We start from the raw sequence: 18,744 nt of genomic DNA on the forward strand, positions 1-18,744 counted from the left end.
GTCACGCACAGTGCCGCAGCAGAAAACAGAAACCAATAAAGAGTTCGATTTCACCCGCCGTGATTTCGAACGGGTGCGCGCGCTGATTCACCAGCGCGCCGGCATCTCGCTGGCCGACAGCAAGCAGGAGATGGTCTACAGCCGCCTGGCCCGGCGCCTGCGCGCGACCGGCATCCAGTCGTTCACACGTTACCTGGACGACCTGGAAGCAGGGCGCATGGACCGCGAGTGGGAGTCGTTTACCAATGCGCTGACCACCAACCTGACGTCGTTCTTCCGCGAGGCGCATCACTTCCCGCTGCTGCTCGATCATCTGGTGGCGCTGCACAAGAAGGATGCGCGCCCACTGCGCATCTGGTGCTCGGCCGCGTCCACCGGCGAAGAGCCGTATTCGATCGCGATGACGGCCTGCGAAGCGTTCAACACGCTGACGCCCAAAGTCGAGATCATCGCCACCGATATCGACACGAATGTGCTGGCCACGGCGTCGAATGGCGTGTACCCGATGGAGCGCATCGAGAAGGTGTCGCCGGAACGCCTGCGCCGCTTCTTCTTGCGCGGCAAGGGTGCCCACGAAGGCATGGTGCGCATCCGCCCCGAGCTGCGCTCGCTCGTCACGTTCAAGCCGCTCAACCTGCTGGCCGATGGCTGGCCGCTGGACGGGCAGTTCGACGCGATCTTTTGCCGCAACGTGATGATCTATTTTGACAAGCCGACCCAGCGCACCATCCTGAGCCGCTTCGTGCCGCTGATGAAGGGCCACGGCCTGCTGTTTGCCGGCCACTCCGAAAACTTCCTGTACGTGTCCGATTCCCTGCGCCTGCGCGGCAAGACCGTGTACGAACTCGACGCGCGCACGGCGTAAGAACGAAGGGCGACCATGAACAGCCAATTCGCAACCAATCTGTACCACGACCGCACGTTCGCGATCGACGCCGCCAAGATCCTGCCCGGCGAGTATTTTTATACCAAAGAGAACATGCTGATCTCGACCGTGCTCGGCTCGTGCGTGTCGGCCTGCATCCGCGACCGCGTCACGGGCCTGGGTGGCATGAACCATTTCATGCTGCCCGACGGCGCGGCCGAGCCCAACAATCCGGTATCGGCCTCGATGCGCTATGGCACCTTCGCCATGGAAATACTGATCAATGATCTGCTCAAGGCCGGCGCGCGCCGTGAACACCTCGAAGCCAAGGTGTTTGGTGGCGGCGCCGTGCTGCGCGGCTTTACCGCGATGAATGTCGGCGAGCGCAATGCCGCGTTCGTGATGCAGTTCCTGAAAACCGAACGGATTCCGGTGCTGGCCGAAGACCTGAACGATATCTATCCGCGCAAGGTGTTTTTCTTCCCGCGCACGGGCAAGGTCCTGGTCAAGAAGCTGATGCAGACCCATAACGATACGCTGGCAAAGCGCGAACTCGATTACGCCAAGCGACTCAAGGTCGAACCGGTCGGCGGCGCGATCGACCTGTTCTGAGTAACCACGGAGACACCATGAAAATCAAGGTCCTGATCGTCGACGACTCGGCACTGATCCGCAGCGTGATGAGCGAGATCGTCAATTCGCAACCCGATATGGAAGTGGTGGCCACGGCGCCCGATCCCCTTGTCGCGCGCGAGCTGATCAAGAAACACAATCCCGACGTGCTGACGCTCGACGTCGAGATGCCCAAGATGGATGGCCTCGACTTTCTCGAAAAACTGATGCGCCTGCGCCCGATGCCGGTGCTGATGGTCTCGTCGCTGACCGAGCGTGGCTCGGAAATCACGATGCGCGCGCTGGAACTTGGCGCAGTCGACTTCGTCACCAAGCCCAAGATATCGATTCAGAGCGGCATGCGCGAGTATGCAGACATGATCGCCGACAAGATCCGCGGCGCGGCACGGGCGCGTATCGCGCCGCGCAGCCGCACGCCCCAGGTGGCCAGCACGCAGCTGTCGGCGCTGAGGAGTCCTCTTATTTCTTCCGAAAAACTGATCATCATCGGCGCCTCAACCGGCGGCACCGAAGCGATCCGCGAATTTTTGATGCAGATGCCGTCCGATTGCCCGGGCATCCTGATTGCCCAGCACATGCCGGAAGGCTTTACCACGTCGTTCGCCAAGCGCCTCGATTCGCTGTGCAAGATCAGCGTGGTCGAGTCGGCCGGTAACGAGCGGGTGCTGCCCGGTCACGCTTACATCGCGCCCGGTCACTCGCACCTGTTGCTGGTGCGCTCTGGCGCGAATTACATGACGCGCATCGAGCAGAGTCCGCCCGTGAATCGTCACCGGCCATCGGTCGATGTATTGTTTCGCTCCGCTGCGCAGGCGGCCGGTAAAAACGCCGTTGGTGTTATCCTGACCGGGATGGGCAAGGACGGCGCGGCGGGCATGCTCGAGATGCGCGAAGCCGGCGCCCACAACTTCGCGCAGGACGAAGCGAGCTGTGTCGTATTCGGTATGCCGCGTGAAGCGATTGCCATCGGCGCAGCCCACGAAGTCGGTCCATTGCAGGCTTTACCGCGCCTCGTACTCGACCATCTGGCCGCCCAAGGCAGCCGGGCGTTGCGTGTTTGAACTGAATTCATCATCCTTCCATGCTTTGTGGGCGATTTTATCGCCGCAGAGCAACAAAAATGCTATTCTTGCGTCTGTAAAAGTAGCTTACCCAACAAACCAAATTAGTAGATTCAAACGGAGTAATTCATGGCTGATCCAAAGATGCGTTTTCTGGTTGTTGACGATTTCTCGACGATGCGCCGCATCGTCCGGAATCTGTTGAAAGAACTGGGTTATGCCAACGTCGACGAAGCAGAAGATGGCGTCATGGCGCTGGCAAAACTGCGCAGTGAATCGTTCGACTTCGTCGTGTCGGACTGGAATATGCCGAACATGGACGGCCTGACGATGCTGCAGCACATTCGCGCCGACCCAGCACTGGCCAAGCTGCCAGTGCTGATGGTGACGGCCGAAGCGAAGAAGGAAAACATCATCGCTGCAGCACAGGCAGGCGCCAGCGGCTATGTCGTCAAGCCATTCACGGCGGCGACGCTGGACGAAAAGCTCAACAAGATTTTCGAGAAACTGGACAAAGCCGGAGCCTGAAATGGTTGAGCAGAACACCGCGCCGGTTGCCGGCGCGTCGTCGCACGATGAGGTGCTGAGCCGGGTCGGTCACATGACCCGCGCGCTGCACGAGAATCTGCGCGGCCTGGGCCTCGACAAGCTGATCGAGAAGGCCGCCAGCGACATCCCCGATGCGCGCGACCGGCTTGACTACGTGGCGCATCTGTCCGAGCAGGCGGCCAAGAAGGTGCTGGACGCCACCGACGCGGCCGGTCCGCTGCAGGATGCCATCGAAACGCGTTCGACCGACCTCAAGGCAGGTTGGCAGGCGCTGCTCGATGCGCCTGCAAGTGAGGCAACTGATGCGCAGTGGCGCGCCATGGCGCAGCGGACGATTGCCGGCCTGGACGAGTCGCGTGCTGGAGCGGTTGCCACCCGCAGCGAGCTGATGAGCATCATGATGGCCCAGGACTTCCAGGATCTCACGGGCCAGGTCATCGGTCGCATCACGAGCATTGCCCAGAACCTCGAAAAGCAGCTGGTCCAGGTCCTGATCGATTTCGCACCAAGCGAGATCAAGCGCGAACTGGACAATGGCCTGATGAACGGTCCGCAAATCAAGCCGACCGGCACCGAAGTCGTGGCAAACCAGGGGCAGGTCGACGACCTGCTCGACAGTCTCGGGTTTTGAGCTTGCGCCGAGCAATTTGAAACGGCGCCTCCATGCATCGCACCAACTTCATTGTCCGTGAACCGCTGCTCGATCCCCGGCAGCGCGTTCTCGGTTACGAGCTGTCGTGGCAACAGCACGACGGCCGTGTCCCCACCGGCCTCGATCTCGAGGGGCTGGTCGGCTTTGTCGCCGAGCACGTCAACCATGTCGACCAGGGTTGGCTGCTGCGCGACAAGATCCTGTTCCTGGACGCCGTGCCGGCCATGCTGTCGACCGATGCGCTCCATGCGCTGCCACCCGAACACACCGTCCTTGCCTTCGATATCCGCCAGTTGACCGACGTCGACGTGCGCTCGGCCGTGCAAGCGGTGCGCGCCGGTGGCGTGGGCGTGGCCATCCGCGGCTGCGACCTCACGCTGCTGGGGCGCAACCTGGCGCCGTACGCCTCCTACGTCGAAGTGCGCTTTACCGGGGTCGACGTGGCCGATCAGGCCCGCACCTATGCGAGCGCCAAGCATTCGTCGCTGCGCATGGTGGGGCGGCCAGTGGGCACGTGGGCCGATTTCGACGCCTGCGCCGCGCTCGGGCTCGACGCCTTTGTCGGCAAGCTGCACCTGACCCCACGGCCCGGCAATCCCGTCAAGGGCATGAACCCGAGCCAGCAAATCATCCTGCAACTGATGCAGATGGTGCAGGCCAATGACGACGTAGGGCGCCTCGAAAGCGTGCTCAAACGCGATCCGGCGCTGACCTACAAGCTGCTGCGTTACATCAATACCGCTGGCTTTGGGGCAGGGCGCGAAGTTCAGTCACTGCGCCAGGCCATCTCGCTGCTCGGCTACGCGCCGCTGTACCGCTGGCTGGTGCTGCTGCTGGCCACGGCCAGTGCCAGCGGCTACTCGCCGGTGCTGATGGAAACGGCCGTCGTACGCGGTCGCCTGGCCGAACTGCTGGGGCAAAAAGCCCTGGGCCGGGGCGCTGGCGAACACCTGTTCGTCGCCGGCATGTTTTCGCTGCTGGACCGTCTGCTGGGCTTGTCGATGCAGGAAGTGCTCGATGCGATTCAATTGCCCGACGAAGTCGTCAAGGCATTGACGAAGCGCGAAGGCAGTTACGGGCCGTATCTCGCGCTGGCCGAAGCCTGCGAGCTCAATTCGAATCTGGTGGCATCATTGGCGGCGACGCTGGGGCTGAGTCCGTCTGACGTCAATGAGGCGCATCTGTCGGCGCTGGCGTGGGCGCAGAGCGTGGGGCTGGACGGCTAGTCTGTCGCCTCCTGTGCATACGTGGCGGCGTGCGTTTGGCGGCTCTGCTAGCATGCCGGATGAAAAATATTCTCCTGGTCGACGATCTGGGCATCGATGTCATGCTGACGCGATTGGCCCTGCAAGAGTTCGCATTCGACCACCAGCTGGTCGTGGCGAGCGATGGCGCAGAAGCCTTCGAGATGATCCGCGAGCAGCGCTTCGATCTACTGCTCCTGGACATCAAGATGCCGCAGGTCGACGGGTTCGAGCTGCTGGCGCGCCTGCGCGCTGAGGCGCTGGCCGGGATGCCCGTCATCGTCGTGTCGGGCTCCGGCCTCGCGGCCGACCGTGAGCGCGCCCAGGCGCTGGGTGTCGACGACTATGTGCAGAAAGCCGTCGATTACACCGGCTTCAAGCGGGAGTTGAAAGCAGCGCTGGTGCGCCAGGGCTGCCCGGCGGGCTGAGGCCCGCGGCGCGGCCCAAACAATCAGATTTCCAGATTGTCGATCAGGCGCGTGTTGCCCAGCTTGGCTGCGGCAAGCACGACCAGCGGCTCGCCATTCGTCAGGTCGGCCGCGTCCGGCGCCTGCAGGTCGCCGCGCTTGCGCACCGAGATATAGTCTGGCTTCCAGCCACGCTCGGCCAGCGCCGCCATTGCGCGCGCTTCGACTTGCGCGATATCGCGCTCGCCACCACGCACGCTGTCGGCCACTGCATTCAGGTTCTGGTACAGGGTCGGCGCTTCAGCCCGCTCGGTCGCCGACAGATACCCATTGCGCGACGACAGCGCCAGACCATCTTCGGCGCGGTAGGTTTCGGCGCCGATGATCTGGGTTGGCATGGCGAACTGGCGCGCCATATTCCGCACGATCATCAGCTGCTGATAATCCTTCTTGCCGAACACCGCCACGCGCGGCTGCACGCACGAGAACAGCTTGGTGACCACGGTGCAGACGCCTTCAAAGAAGCCGGGGCGGAATTCGCCTTCCAGCGTGCTGCCCAGGCCGTCAGGCGGGCGCACACGGTACTCTTGTGGCTCCGGGTACAGATCCTTCTCGGTCGGCGCGAACAGCACGTAGACGCCTTCTTTTTCCAGCTTGGCCACGTCTTCGTGGAATGTGCGCGGGTATTTGTCGAAGTCTTCGTTGGGGCCGAATTGCAGGCGGTTGACGAAGATCGACGCGACGACCGGGTCGCCATGGCGGCGCGCCAGGCGCATCAGCGACAGGTGGCCTTCGTGCAGATTGCCCATCGTCGGCACGAATGCCGTGCGCAGTTGGCCGCTGAGCTGGTCGCGCAGTTCGTCGATGGAAGAGATGATTTTCATGATGGATCGGGTCAGGAGAAGCCGGCGTTATGCCGGCGAATAGGCCAGTCGCACGTAGATCGGTGCAAACGGTTCGGCCTGGGTAATTTCAATCAGGGTTTCTTTGGCAAGTTCGAGCATCGCGACGAAGTGCACGACGACAATCGGCACCGTGTGCTGGCCCGCGAACAGGTCGCCGAATTCGACGAAGCGCTGCGATTGCAGCGTGCGCAGGATGGCCGACATGTGCTCGCGCACCGACAGTTCCTGGCGCCCGATCCGGTGATGCTGGGTCAGCTTGGCGCGGCGCAATACATCGAGCCAGGCGCGCTGCAAATCCCACGGATCGACATCGGGCAGCGGCTGGACCAGGCCCTGTTCGACAAACAGCTCGGGCCGGACAAAGTCGCGGCCTTCCTGCGGTACATTGCCTAGCGCGACGGCGGCGGTCTTGATCTGCTCATAGTCCAGCAGGCGCCGCACCAGCTCGGCGCGCGGGTCGCCTGCATCTTCGATCAAGTCGTCCTGGCGCTTGGGCAGCAACATGCGCGACTTGATTTCGATTAGCATTGCCGCCATCAGCAGGTATTCCGCAGCGAGCTCGAGATTGCTTTTGCGGATCTGCTCGACATAGACGAGGTATTGCAGGGTGACCTGCGCCATCGGGATGTCGAGAATATTGAAGTTTTGCCGGCGGATCAGGTACAGCAACAGATCGAGCGGTCCTTCAAATGCGTCGAGAAAGATCTCGAGCGCATCGGGCGGGATATACAAGTCATTCGGCAAGCGCGTGAGCGGTTCGCCGTACAGGCGTGCCAGGGTGGCGTCGGCCGGCGCAGGATGCGGTGTTTCCATGGCGGGCTGGACAGGCACCTGGTGTCCGTCAGCCGCCCCGTCGGGCATCATGCGCGCGTCCGTCCTCAGACCTTGTTCTGGTACGGATAAGCTCGCTGACGCAGGCGCGACTCTTCAGTGCGTGCCTGTTCGTCGAGCGAGACTGGGGCCTTGTCCCACAGCAGCGCGCGACCGGCCACCTGGCCGGCATCCATCTCTGGATGCTGTTTCTTCAGTTCCGAGATGAACTTGGTGTGCTCGGATTCGTAGTTCACGTGTTTTTTCGAGAAGATCATGATTGGCTTCGTGGATGCAATGGAACAGCGGCTTGACGACAATGGCAGTGGGGCAGATTCCTGTGCCCCGCGCCAGTCGCGTCAAGTATGACGATGTTGCGCTTACTTGTGCAGCGCGTTCAGCTGGCGCGCGATGATGTCGTGGTTCAGCCACACCACCGGGGCAATCTTTTCCGACGCGCCATGGAACATCAGCGGGCCGGCGCCTTCCAGCACCAGGCTCGACAGGTGATCGGTGATCAGCGCTTTCTTGTCCTTGTGCAGGGCCGTGATCGCTTCCGAGGTGCCAATCATCACATCGGCCAGGGCCGGCGTGTTGTCCATCGGCCAGGCCTCGAAATTGCGGAACTCGGCGCTGGTGGCGTCGTTGTTGTAGCCCTCGATGGTGTCCAGCAGTTGCTGCAGCGACGTGCCTTCGCCCAGCAAGTCTTCGCAGATGCGCCATTGCTCATCAGCCCAGGCGCCGCCGCCTTCGCGCTTGAGCGCGACCAGCAACGGGAACAGCGACAGTTCCACGCCGACAAAGATGTCCGACGAATTCGTGCGGATTTCAGGGCAGTTGAACACGGTGGCAGTGATGCCGTTCTTCCACGCTGCTTCGGCCACCGACTCCAGGCGCATCTTGGCGTAGCCCTGCGTGTAGTTGGTGTAGGTCTGCCAGTGGTACTTGCCGCCGATCAGGATCTCGGTGCCATGGTAGCCATAGGCCGTGTAGCGCACTTCGCCGCCGCCTTGAGTGACGCGGTCGCGAATGGTGGCCGACGCGTCGATCAGGTACTTGAGCGTGTTGGCCGAGACTTCGTCGAAGTTCATCAAAATCAATTTGCCCAGATCGCTCTCGAGCAGGGCGCGTGAGGACATGAAGCGCTCGCCGCGGCCTTTGTAGATGCGATTGGCAATGGCCAGGAAGGCCTTGATCTTCGGGATGCCGCCGGCCATCGTGTGCGCGAAGAACACATTCGCGCCCTGTGGCACCAGCTTGTCGATCTCCTGCATGACCTGCGCGGCCGAGGTCGTGAAGCGGCGCACGCCGGCTTCGCGGCAACGCTCGATGTGCGCCCAGTCCAGCGTTTCTTCTTGCCAGGTTTTGAGCGTGATCCCGGACAGCATTTCGGTCGGGTTCTTTTCGCCCTCCGGAGCATCCATATCGAAGCCGGCCATCAGCGGCACATTGATGATGCGGCCGCCCAGTTTTTCTTCGGCTTCGGCCAGTTCAGCCGCGTCCAGCGGGCGCAGTGCGCCGGTCTCGTCGCGGCGGCCCACGGTGATGCCGACGATCGTCATGCCGGCGGCGCGCGCTTCGTCGATCAGGCCATTCACGTAGCCGCGGCCGAACAGTTCACCGAACAGGACGAACACGTCGCCTTTGCGGAACACGTTGGCGGTCGGAATATGGCGCAGGGGAGTCAAATCGGTCATGGTTCTTGGCTACCTATCAAAAGAGTTTGTAGGGCGTCTTGTCATAGTTTAAACATGGCATTGTACACCCGGTACTAGCCCCGGAATTCGCGACCCGGGGCCGTCCGGCGACTGCCTGGCGGCCACATCATCGTGGCATGCCAGACCAGGCGCCGGCGTGAAGCATCAGCGGATGCGCATGCCTGGCGTCGCGCCCGGCATCGGGTCGAGCAGGTACAGGCCCGGATTGGTTTTTTCGTCAGCGGCGGATGCGCACAGCACCATGCCTTCGGACACGCCGAACTTCATCTTGCGCGGGGCCAGGTTGGCCACCAGCACCGTCAGCTTGCCGATCAGGTCTTCCGGCTGGTACGCCGACTTGATGCCCGAGAACACATTGCGGTGACGGCCTTCGCCGACGTCGAGCGTCAGGCGCAGCAGTTTGGTCGACCCTTCGACGTGTTCGCAGTTGACGATTTTCGCCACGCGCAGGTCGATCTTGGCGAAGTCGTCGATCGTGATGGTCGGGGCCAGGGCTTCGATGTCGCTTTCGCCGTCGCCTTCGCCGGCATCGGTCGTCGGCGCTGCCGCCGGGGTAGCAGTAGCCGCGGCGGCGACCGCCGGAGCCGGTGCAGCCGGCGCCGGCTTGTCGAACAGGTTCTCGACCATCTTGGCATCGACGCGCTGCATCAGGTGCGTGTAGGTGCCGATGGTGCGGCCGAGCATCGATTCGTAGACGGCGGCGCCATGGGTGTCGGCCCAGCTCAGTTCAGCGTCGCCCAGGAATTCGGCAACGCGCGCGGCCACTTGCGGCAGCACCGGTTGCAGCATGATGGTCAGTTGACGGAACAGGATCAGCGCGGTCGTGCAGACGTCGTGCAGTTCGGCCGTTTTGGTGTCGTCCTTGGCCAGGATCCATGGCTTGTGTTCGTCGACGTACTGGTTGATGACGTCGGCGATCTCCATGATTTCGCGCAGTGCGCGGCCGTACTCGCGCGCCTCGAAGCTGGCGGCCACCGATGCCTGGCGCTCGGCGCCGTCGTGCATCAGCGCCTTGCAGATCCAGTCGCGGCCCAGCGGCGAGACGCTGTCGGCCAGCTTGCCGTCGAAGCGCTTGGCGATGAAGCCGGCGCAGCGGCTGGCGATATTCACGTACTTGCCGATCAGGTCGCTGTTGACGCGGGCCACGAAGTCGTCGCCGTTGAAGTCCAGGTCTTCCACCTTGGCGTTGAGCTTGAAGGCCAGGTAGTAGCGCAGCCACTCCGGGTTCATGCCCAGTTCCAGATAGCGCAGCGGCGAGATGCCAGTGCCGCGCGACTTCGACATTTTTTCGTTGTTCACCGTCAGATGGCCGTGGACGGCGACCTTCAGGTTGTCGATGATCGGGTGGCCCGAGAAATTGAGCATTGCAGGCCAGAACAGCAGGTGGAACGAGACAATATCCTTGCCGATGAAGTGCAGCTGCTCGGCGGCCGGGTCGTTCAGGAACGCCTCGACATCCAGGCCCTGCTTGTCGAAGTAGTTTTTGAGGCTGGCCAGGTAGCCGACCGGCGCGTCCAGCCATACATAGAAGAACTTGCCCGGTGCATCCGGAATCGGGATACCGAAGTAGGGCGCATCGCGCGAGATATCCCAGTCAGCCAGCTTTTCACCGGCTTCCCCGAGCCACTCGGACACCTTGTTGACCATTTCCGGCTGCAGGCGGCCCGGGGTGTTCAGCCACTGTTTGAGGAACGCGAAGCAGCGCGGGTCGGACAGCTTGAAGAAGTACTGCTCCGACGGCTTGAGCACGGGCGTGGAGCCGGTGAAGACCGAGAACGGGTTGATCAGTTCGGTTGGCTGGTAAGCGGCGCCGCAGACTTCGCAGTTGTCGCCGTACTGGTCCTTGGCGTGGCACACCGGGCACTCGCCCTTGATGTTGCGGTCGGCCAGGAACATGCCCTTGACCGGATCGTAGAAGCGGTCGACGGTCTTGGTGACGATCAGGCCGGCATCGCGCAGCTTGCGGTAGATGCCTTGCGAGAGTTCGACGTTTTCGGGCGAATCGGTGGAATACCAGTTATCGAAGGCGATGTGGAAGCCATCGAGATATTGCGCGCGGCCGGCGGCGATCTTGGCCACGAATTCCTGCGGCGTGATGTTTTCTTTTTCGGCCGCGATCATGATCGGCGTGCCGTGGGTATCGTCGGCGCAGACGAAATGCACTTCGCGTTTCTGGCCGCCCTGCGCATTGCCTTCGCGCTGCATTCGCTGGAAGCGGACCCAGATGTCGGCCTGGATGTACTCCATCATGTGGCCGATATGGAAGGCAGCATTGGCGTAGGGCAGTGCGGTGGTGACGAACAGCTTGCGGGTCATGGTTGAAACGCTTCGGTTATATGAAAAGAAGCATTTTAACAGCGGATGGCCCTGTGCGCGCAGGGGGTATTCCCCGTGGTTTACGACCAACAGGCTGGCTGCCCTGCCGTTTTGCGCTACACTTCGCCCCAATATCAATCGGAGAACACCCGGAGAGCACCATGAGCATCACTGAAAGCGATATCAAGACGGCATTGGCGAGCGTAATCGACCCCAATACCACCAAGGATTTCATCACCACCAAGTCGATCAAGAACATCAATATCGACAATGGCCAGGTCACGTTCGAGCTGGAACTGGGTTACCCGGCCGCCAGCCAGGTCGAGATGCTGCGCCAGATGGCGGCCAGCGCCGTGCTGGCCCTGCCAGGCGTCGAAGGCGTGGCGATTCGCGCCTACAGCAAGATCGTCTCGCACACGGTCCAGCGCGGCATGAAGGTGATGCCGAACGTGAAGAACATCATCGCTGTTGCCTCGGGCAAGGGCGGCGTCGGCAAATCGACGACGGCCGTGAACCTGGCCCTGGCGCTGCACGCCGAAGGCGCCAGCGTCGGCATCCTGGATGCGGACATCTATGGTCCGTCGCAGCCGATGATGCTGGGCGTGAGCGGTCGTCCGCTGACCAATGACGGCAAGAGCATGGAGCCGCTGGAAAACCACGGCATCCAGGTGTCGTCGGTCGGCTTCATGATCGATCCGGATGAGCCGATGGTGTGGCGCGGCCCGATGGCCAGCGGCGCGCTGCAGCAACTGCTCGAGCAGACCAACTGGCGCGACCTCGACTACCTGATCGTCGACATGCCGCCAGGCACCGGCGACATCCAGCTGACGCTGTCGCAGAAAGTGCCGGTCACGGGCGCCGTGATCGTCACCACGCCGCAGGACATCGCCTTGCTCGACGCGCGCAAGGGACTCAAGATGTTCGAAAAAGTCGGGATCCCGATCCTGGGCGTGGTCGAAAACATGAGCACCCACACCTGCACCAACTGCGGCCATACCGAAGCAATCTTCGGTCACGGTGGCGGTGAAAAAATGTGCGCCGATTTCGGTATCGAGTTCCTCGGTGCGTTGCCGCTGACGATGTCGATCCGCGAGCAGGCCGATGCCGGTCGTCCGACCGTCGTCGCCGATCCGGATGGCGCCGTTGCCGCGGTCTACAAGCAGATCGCCCGCAAGGTCGCGATCAAGATCGCCGACAAGGCCAAGGACATGAGCAGCAAGTTCCCGAGCATCGTCGTCAGGAACGACTGATCTCAAGCCTGGCCGGGCCTGGTGCCCGGACCCGTTTCACAAAGCCCCTGCGCAACGCTGTTGTGCGGGGGCTTTGTTCATTTTGCAGGCCGATGTCGTGTGGGGGGCGGCCAGTGGCGCTGTGCGTACCCTGCCTGGCCGCTTGGCCCAGCGTGCCGTGGTGTGCGGTTGAAGAGGCTGGGCCAGGCGCCGTGGGGATGCATGCTGGCCGGCCGGGCGTCGGGGTAGAATACGCCTTTTACCTGATTGCTTTCCGCCATGACCGTCCGCACCCGTTTTGCTCCCAGCCCGACCGGCTACCTTCACGTTGGTGGCGCGCGCACCGCGCTGTATTCGTGGGCCTACGCCCGCCACTTCGGCGGTACCTTCATCCTGCGCATCGAAGACACCGACCTCGAACGCTCGACGCCGGAAGCCGTGCAGGCCATCCTCGACGGCATGAAGTGGCTGGGCCTGGAGCACGACGAAGGCCCGTTCTATCAGATGCAGCGCATGGACCGCTATCGCGAAGTGGTCGCTGGCATGCTCGACGCCGGCACCGCGTACCTGTGCTACTCGTCGCCCGACGAAGTGGAAGCGATGCGCGAGCGCATGCGCGCAGCCGGCGAAAAGCCGCGCTACGACGGCACCTGGCGCCCGGAAGATGGCAAGACCCTGCCTGCCGTGCCGGAAGGCGTCAAGCCGGTGGTGCGATTCAAGAATCCGCTCGATGGCGACGTGACCTGGACGGACGTGGTCAAGGGCACGATCACGATCGGCAACAAGGAACTCGACGACCTCGTCATCGCGCGCCCGGACGGCACGCCGACCTATAACTTCTGCGTCGCGGTCGACGACTGGGACATGAAGATCACGCACGTGCTGCGCGGCGACGATCACGTCAACAACACGCCACGACAGATCAACATCCTGCGCGCACTTGGTGCCGAGCTGCCGCTGTACGGCCACCTGCCGATGATTCTGGGCACCGATGGCGCGAAGCTGTCCAAGCGCCACGGCGCCGTGAGCGTCATGGATTATCCGGAGCAGGGCTATCTGCCGGAAGCAATGCTCAATTACCTGGCGCGCCTGGGCTGGAGCCACGGTGACGACGAAGTGTTCTCGATGGCGCAGTTCACCGAGTGGTTCAACCTGGAACACCTGACCGCATCGGCCGCCCAGTTCAATCCGGAAAAGCTGAACTGGCTGAACAACCACTATATCAAGGCGGCCGACAACGAGCGCCTGGCCGCACTGGCGCTGCCAAAGCTCGAGCGCGACGGTGCGCGCTTCGATGGCGCGCCGGCACTGCCAACCGTGCTGGGCCTGATGAAGGAACGCGCGAACACGATCAACGAGCTGGCCGATGCCGCCATGCTGTTCTACCGCGATCCGCAACCGGATGCCGAGCAACTGGCGCTGCACCTGACCGAAGCCGTGCGCGGGGCGCTGGCGCTGTTTGCCGAGCGCTGCGCCACGGTGGCGTGGGACAAGGCGTCGCTGGCAGCCATGATCAAGGAAGTACTGGCTGCCCACAGCCTCAAGATGCCGCAACTGGCCATGCCGCTGCGCCTGCTGCTGACAGGTCAGTTGCAGACGCCGGCGATCGATGTGGTGCTCGAGTTGTTTGGCCGCGACGTCGTGCTGGCGCGCGTGCAGAAGGGGCTGTAACAGCCCGCATGGGACACCTCGCTTCGACGTCTCAAAACGTTGTTTGCGAAATGCAAGGGTGTCCTATATAATGCTCGCACTTCAGCGCTGCGGGGGTATAGCTCAGCTGGGAGAGCGCTTGCATGGCATGCAAGAGGTCAGCGGTTCGATCCCGCTTACCTCCACCAACTCTGAAGTGTGGCAGTGGTTTTGCCTCGGTTGTAATGTGACGCTGTGTAGCCAGCAGCAAAGCAGTAATGCAGTATCGGTTGTTCATGGTCCCCATCGTCTAGAGGCCTAGGACATCACCCTTTCACGGTGAGTACCGGGGTTCGAATCCCCGTGGGGACGCCAGCTTGCTGGTTAGAATGACCCGACACAGTATGCAAGCAGCATGCGCTACTGGTCGAAGCAGGTGCAGTGTAGTAAAATGTTGTTTTCCCGTGGGGGGTATAGCTCAGCTGGGAGAGCGCTTGCATGGCATGCAAGAGGTCAGCGGTTCGATCCCGCTTACCTCCACCACGTAAAAGAAAACGACATTCGGCAGTACCGCAGTAGTAGTAAAGCAAGCGCAGTAAAGGTTTTAGCAAGTCCAGGGTCCCCATCGTCTAGAGGCCTAGGACATCACCCTTTCACGGTGAGTACCGGGGTTCGAATCCCCGTGGGGACGCCAAGAATTTGGCAGATGTGCCGCGCCAGCGGCGGCGCATCGAAGTCAGTAGCATCATGTAGTTGCAGTGCGCTCGTTAGAGCAAAACAGTTTTAGGTCCCCATCGTCTAGAGGCCTAGGACATCACCCTTTCACGGTGAGTACCGGGGTTCGAATCCCCGTGGGGACGCCAGTTTAAAACCGGGGTAGACCAACGCGCTTGCGCGGAGAGGTGCTCCGGTTTTTCTATTGTGACGCCGCATTTGTGTGCACAATGGTTTGGTTGTAAAGTAGGATCGCAGAATCGTCGTTGTGACGGTATGCGAAGGTTGCGACAGTGTTGTGATGTTTTGCCTTGCAGTCAGCAGCATCGGGCAACACGCAGTTGGTAATATGCAGCACCAGTTTTAGGTCCCCATCGTCTAGAGGCCTAGGACATCACCCTTTCACGGTGAGTACCGGGGTTCGAATCCCCGTGGGGACGCCAGACAGAAAGCCGGAGCCGGCCACGACAGTGGGGCTCCGGTTTTTTTTCGTCTGCGACAGTGTCGCGCAGCGCTTTGTACTTCACCAACCGGACACTCGCAGCGTGCCGAACGGATAAGGCAACGCCGGCCCTTGATTCGGCATGCCCTGCTGTTGCATACCCTGCGGCTGCATGCCCTGTGGCTGCATACCCTGCTGTTGCATGCCCTGATGCTGCATGCTGACCCCGGCCGCGCTGAGCCATCCACTATCGTGCGACGCCATCCCGTGCATGCCAACCGGCGCACCGAAGCCTGCTGTCGTGGTTTGCCACGGCATCGTTTGCTGCGCCGCAGGCAAGCCCAGCGCCACCAGCGCATCGGGCAAGCCGTAGCCAATATGGTTGGGATCACTCAGCGTGACAGGGCGCGCGCTCATCCGTAGAACCTGGAACAGACGTTCGACCCGCTCCGGCGAACGCGCCTGCACCATCGATCCGAATTCGGGCCTGTGTGCCAGCACGAGTGCAGCCAGGCCCGTTACATGCGGCGCCGCCATCGATGTCCCGTCCCATGCGGCGAAATTATTTGGCGGCACCGACGACACGACGGCCACACCGGGTGCGCAGACATCAACCTGTGGCCCGAAGCAGCTGAAGCGCGCGGTGAAGTAGCCATACATGTCGATGTCGGTGCCGATGGTTTCGGCATGGTAGCTGTCGGCCGGGAATTCGCCGATCTTGCCGATGGCCGCAACGGCCAGCACATGCGACGACGAGGCGGGATATTGCACGGCAGCGGCCGAATTGCCGGCGGCGGCAATGCAGGCAATCCCGGCCTGTTTGGCGCGCACGATCTGGCGCTCGAGCGCTTCGGACGGCGCCGAGCCACCCAGGCTCATGTTGACGATGTCGATGCCTTGCTCGATGCAGTATTCGAGCGCGTCGATCAGCTGGCTGACCTGGCCGCCGGGGAACAGCTTGCAGACGTGGATTTCTGCCTCGGGCGCGAAGCCGCGGATGCCCCAGGCCGGATCGGTGGCGGCAATCACGCCGGTGCAATGCGAACCATGGCCGAGCGTGTCGACATTCCAGGTGCTGCGGTCGGTGCGCTTGTTGATGACGTCGAAACCGTCGTGGATGGCGTTCAGGTTGCCGTGCGTGGTGGCGGCGCCGGAATCGATGATCGCCACCTTGATGCCACGCCCCCGATAATGCTGGGGCACCTGGTCGAGGCGCATGGCCCGCGCGCCCCAGCCCATCGCATTCTGCTGCGGCAGGCCGCGCAGCGCCGGCCATTCGGACAAGGGGCGCAGCATGACGACGTTGGCCTCTTGCAGGCTCAGGTCGGGATCGCGCTGGTAGAAGCTCCAGTAATCGACCCGCGGTTTCACATACAGGCCGCTGATCATATGTGCGTCGTCGCCATATAGCTGCAGGCGCGCCACGCCGTCGGCGCCGGTGACGGCTGTGCTGGGCAGCACGCCACCGAACAGCGAGACCTCGACCTCGGGCAGCGGCGCACCGTCGGTGCCCACGACCGCCAGCAACAGTTCGCACTGCGGCCCCTGGTAGGGCGTGAGCGAGCTGACCAGATCGGGGCGGCGCAGCATGGGGTCGAGCAGTGCGAGATGCTGGTCGCGTTCGACAAGCAACTGGCCCTGGCCGCGCTGCAGCAGTTCGCCCGCTTTTTGATCGGTCATGCGCGCCACGACGATGCCTTCGGCGCCGTCGCCCATCGACGATGGGCCGAAGCCGGCCGTGGTCAGTCCTGCGCGCGGTGCAATGGTGTCGACCACGTCGATATCGGGCATGGCGGTGAGCGCCTGCTGCACCGCTGACAGGCCCAGCGGCGTCATCCAGCTGCTGGTGCCAAATGCGCCGAGCACGGCTCGCGGCGCCACCAGGTATTTTTTCTTGCGCTCGGTGACCGGGCGCCCGCGCAGCGGAGCAGGGCTGCTGCTGTTATCGGCACGGGCGTCTGCGGCGCCGTCATGCAACTCGTTGGGCGTCTGCTGCGGATCGGCAGCACCGCCTTTTGCTTGTTTGGCCATAGTGGGTCCTTTGCCCGGCGCCGCTCAGTCGGACAGCGAAAGCGGTTGGTCGGGTTCGATCGTTAACTGGTCCAGAGTCTGCTGCCGTAGCCGCTCGGCAGTGGGCGCGTCGGTTTCAACGACTGCCGTGTGCGGCGGGCCGGACGACGGGCCGATCAGGTCGACGACCTGCACGCCGGGCTCGGCGCTCAGGGTCGCCAGGAACCGGACGAGTTCGTTGTCGTCGCTCGCAGCACGCACGATGTAGCGGCCGGGAGAAGCAGGGGGCAGGGAAGCCGGCATGGCGGGAACTCCTCGGCGCCAGATCACTGCAGGCAGCTGCCGGCAGTGACCTGGCTGTGTGTCATGGTGAGGTGTGGGTGATGGTTCAGTGCACGGTTTGCTGGCCGAACTGCGCTTGCTGACCGGCGAACTGGGCACCGAGCGGACTACCGAGCTGGCCACCGAACTGCTGCCCATACGGATCAGCCGATGCGGGGATATAACGGCCGAGCTGCGCCGCCACGCCGCCGATCGCGGCGCCCAGGCCCTGGTTGCCCAGTTGCTCGCCGATGAAGCCGCCGACCGGGCGTGCATACTGGGTGATCGCATTGCTGATCCAGCCCTGCGGCGCTAGTTGACCGCCTTGCTGCACGATCTGCTGTTGCAGCATCGCGGCCTGTTGCTGCACCTGCACGAGCAGTTGCTGCAGCTGCTGTTGCTGGGCTTGCAGTTGCTGCAGCTGGACCAGCGGATGTTGCACTGGTGTTTGCGGCTGTGCCTGTTGCTGCGCCTGCGGATCGGCGCCGAGTGGCAGCATCCGGCCATACCCGGAATAGTCGCTGATCATGTTGCCGAGGTGACGATTGCCGGTGACATGCCCGACCAGGGCGCCGGCGGGCTTGCCGATTGTGCTGATCAGATTGCCGAAGAAGCCGCCCTGCGGTGTCAGCTGCCCCTGTTGTTGCAACTGCTGCATCTGTTGCAGCTGCTGTTGCTGCTGAAGTTGTTGCAGTTGCTGAAGTTGCTGGAGTTGCTGCAGCTGCTGTAACTGCTGCAGCTGTTGCGGATCGATCTGCGGCTGCGCCCCCATGGCAGCGGAGGGATCGGCCGCAAATGGCGACAGGTTCCCGAGGAAGTTGCCAGCCATTTCACCAATGCGCCCGCCCGTGCCGCTGTGGCCGACCCAGCCGCCGATGCCACGCCCGATGACACCGCCGAGCGCGCCGCCGAACATGCTGCCCAGCCCCTGTGGTGCAAACTGTGGTTGAGCAAATTGCTGTTGAAATTCATTCATGGTGCTAGCCTCCGGTTGATCGGTCGCGCTGAGCCGGCTTTACATCAGGTGCCTGCCACAAACGACCGTGTTCATATGATTCGCGCCCCGGCATGACCGGTGGTGCGAGGTAAGGGCAGGATGGCGGCCTTTCGAGGCTGCTTTTCCTGCAGGTAGGCGTTCGACCGGTGCCTGGCGGTGAAGTTTTGCTCTTGTGGCGATGTGGGCAACGTTAAAATCGCGCCTTGCGGTAGCGCAGACGCGCGTCAAAAAGGCCCAACTTT

The 18,744-nt window shown here is 62.6% G+C and carries 17 protein-coding genes and 6 tRNA genes; 15 read left to right on the forward strand and 8 right to left on the reverse strand.

The genetic code is table 11. The features are described 5' to 3' along the window. The first annotated feature begins 10 nt into the window (after positions 1 to 10). The 7 genes from HD842_RS22775 to HD842_RS22805 all read left to right on the forward strand — a co-directional run bounded on the left by HD842_RS22775 (position 11) and on the right by HD842_RS22805 (position 5,432). A complete protein-coding gene (locus HD842_RS22775) occupies positions 11 to 865 on the forward strand; it encodes a CheR family methyltransferase (RefSeq protein WP_183558074.1) in 855 nt (284 codons plus the stop codon). Positions 866 to 880: 15 nt separating this feature from the next. Then, entirely contained in the window at positions 881 to 1,477 is a 597-nt protein-coding gene (gene cheD, locus HD842_RS22780; protein WP_183558077.1) for a chemoreceptor glutamine deamidase CheD, read from the forward strand. A 17-nt stretch (positions 1,478 to 1,494) separates the two neighbouring features. After that, positions 1,495 to 2,559 carry a protein-glutamate methylesterase/protein-glutamine glutaminase gene (locus tag HD842_RS22785; RefSeq protein ID WP_183558080.1) on the forward strand — a complete coding sequence of 355 codons (1,065 nt, stop codon included), beginning with the start codon at positions 1,495 to 1,497 and terminating at the stop codon, positions 2,557 to 2,559. 129 nt (positions 2,560 to 2,688) lie between these two features. Continuing rightward, positions 2,689 to 3,087: a chemotaxis response regulator CheY gene (gene cheY, locus HD842_RS22790; RefSeq protein ID WP_183558083.1), complete on the forward strand. Its 399-nt coding sequence runs from the start codon at positions 2,689 to 2,691 to the stop codon at positions 3,085 to 3,087. Between the two features lies 1 nt (position 3,088). Beyond that, on the forward strand, positions 3,089 to 3,739 hold the full coding sequence (gene cheZ, locus HD842_RS22795; RefSeq protein ID WP_183558086.1) for a protein phosphatase CheZ: 651 nt from the start codon (positions 3,089 to 3,091) through the stop codon (positions 3,737 to 3,739). A gap of 32 nt (positions 3,740 to 3,771) precedes the next feature. Further along, positions 3,772 to 4,986 (forward strand): EAL and HDOD domain-containing protein, encoded by a 1,215-nt coding sequence (locus HD842_RS22800; RefSeq protein WP_183558089.1) that lies wholly within the window; start codon positions 3,772 to 3,774, stop codon positions 4,984 to 4,986. Between the two features lie 59 nt (positions 4,987 to 5,045). After that, entirely contained in the window at positions 5,046 to 5,432 is a 387-nt protein-coding gene (locus HD842_RS22805) for a response regulator (protein WP_183558092.1), read from the forward strand. A 23-nt stretch (positions 5,433 to 5,455) separates the two neighbouring features. Here the strand turns inward: HD842_RS22805 and panC are convergent, their stop codons facing one another. The 5 genes from panC to metG all read right to left on the reverse strand — a co-directional run bounded on the left by panC (position 5,456) and on the right by metG (position 11,160). Further along, positions 5,456 to 6,295 carry a pantoate--beta-alanine ligase gene (panC, locus tag HD842_RS22810; protein WP_183558095.1) on the reverse strand — a complete coding sequence of 280 codons (840 nt, stop codon included), beginning with the start codon at positions 6,293 to 6,295 and terminating at the stop codon, positions 5,456 to 5,458. A 27-nt stretch (positions 6,296 to 6,322) separates the two neighbouring features. Next, complete coding sequence (locus HD842_RS22815) at positions 6,323 to 7,180, reverse strand: segregation and condensation protein A (protein ID WP_370660879.1); 858 nt, start codon at positions 7,178 to 7,180, stop codon at positions 6,323 to 6,325. Positions 7,181 to 7,194: 14 nt separating this feature from the next. After that, a complete protein-coding gene (locus HD842_RS22820) occupies positions 7,195 to 7,404 on the reverse strand; it encodes a DUF3460 family protein (protein WP_183558098.1) in 210 nt (69 codons plus the stop codon). Positions 7,405 to 7,506: 102 nt separating this feature from the next. Next, the gene (locus HD842_RS22825; protein ID WP_183558101.1) at positions 7,507 to 8,823 is read right to left on the reverse strand and encodes an enoyl ACP reductase FabMG family protein; all 1,317 of its coding nucleotides are present in this window, start codon (positions 8,821 to 8,823) and stop codon (positions 7,507 to 7,509) included. Between the two features lie 165 nt (positions 8,824 to 8,988). After that, entirely contained in the window at positions 8,989 to 11,160 is a 2,172-nt protein-coding gene (gene metG, locus HD842_RS22830) for a methionine--tRNA ligase (RefSeq protein WP_183558117.1), read from the reverse strand. Between the two features lie 161 nt (positions 11,161 to 11,321). Between metG and apbC the strand changes: the two genes are divergently transcribed. From apbC to HD842_RS22870, 8 genes are all read left to right on the forward strand, one after another. Further along, positions 11,322 to 12,410: an iron-sulfur cluster carrier protein ApbC gene (gene apbC, locus HD842_RS22835; RefSeq protein ID WP_183558121.1), complete on the forward strand. Its 1,089-nt coding sequence runs from the start codon at positions 11,322 to 11,324 to the stop codon at positions 12,408 to 12,410. Positions 12,411 to 12,668: 258 nt separating this feature from the next. Next, positions 12,669 to 14,060 (forward strand): glutamate--tRNA ligase, encoded by a 1,392-nt coding sequence (gene gltX / locus HD842_RS22840; protein ID WP_183558125.1) that lies wholly within the window; start codon positions 12,669 to 12,671, stop codon positions 14,058 to 14,060. 91 nt (positions 14,061 to 14,151) lie between these two features. After that, positions 14,152 to 14,227 (forward strand) — tRNA-Ala (locus HD842_RS22845). Positions 14,228 to 14,317: 90 nt separating this feature from the next. After that, positions 14,318 to 14,393 (forward strand) — tRNA-Glu (locus HD842_RS22850). A gap of 92 nt (positions 14,394 to 14,485) precedes the next feature. After that, positions 14,486 to 14,561: transfer RNA gene (locus HD842_RS22855), tRNA-Ala, on the forward strand. Positions 14,562 to 14,636: 75 nt separating this feature from the next. Continuing rightward, a tRNA-Glu gene (locus HD842_RS22860) sits at positions 14,637 to 14,712 on the forward strand. Positions 14,713 to 14,805: 93 nt separating this feature from the next. Beyond that, positions 14,806 to 14,881: transfer RNA gene (locus tag HD842_RS22865), tRNA-Glu, on the forward strand. 218 nt (positions 14,882 to 15,099) lie between these two features. Further along, positions 15,100 to 15,175 (forward strand) — tRNA-Glu (locus HD842_RS22870). 80 nt (positions 15,176 to 15,255) lie between these two features. Here the strand turns inward: HD842_RS22870 and HD842_RS22875 are convergent. The 3 genes from HD842_RS22875 to HD842_RS22885 all read right to left on the reverse strand — a co-directional run bounded on the left by HD842_RS22875 (position 15,256) and on the right by HD842_RS22885 (position 18,481). Further along, positions 15,256 to 17,205 (reverse strand): S8 family serine peptidase, encoded by a 1,950-nt coding sequence (locus HD842_RS22875; RefSeq protein ID WP_183558129.1) that lies wholly within the window; start codon positions 17,203 to 17,205, stop codon positions 15,256 to 15,258. Positions 17,206 to 17,229: 24 nt separating this feature from the next. Further along, positions 17,230 to 17,487, reverse strand: coding sequence for a hypothetical protein (locus tag HD842_RS22880; RefSeq protein ID WP_183558132.1), 258 nt, complete (start codon positions 17,485 to 17,487; stop codon positions 17,230 to 17,232). 85 nt (positions 17,488 to 17,572) lie between these two features. Further along, entirely contained in the window at positions 17,573 to 18,481 is a 909-nt protein-coding gene (locus tag HD842_RS22885) for a hypothetical protein (protein WP_183558135.1), read from the reverse strand. Positions 18,482 to 18,744 lie beyond the last annotated feature (263 nt).

The sequence above is a fragment of the Massilia aurea genome, assembly GCF_014200505.1.
Classification (GTDB): Bacteria; Pseudomonadota; Gammaproteobacteria; order Burkholderiales; family Burkholderiaceae_D; genus Telluria; species Telluria aurea_B.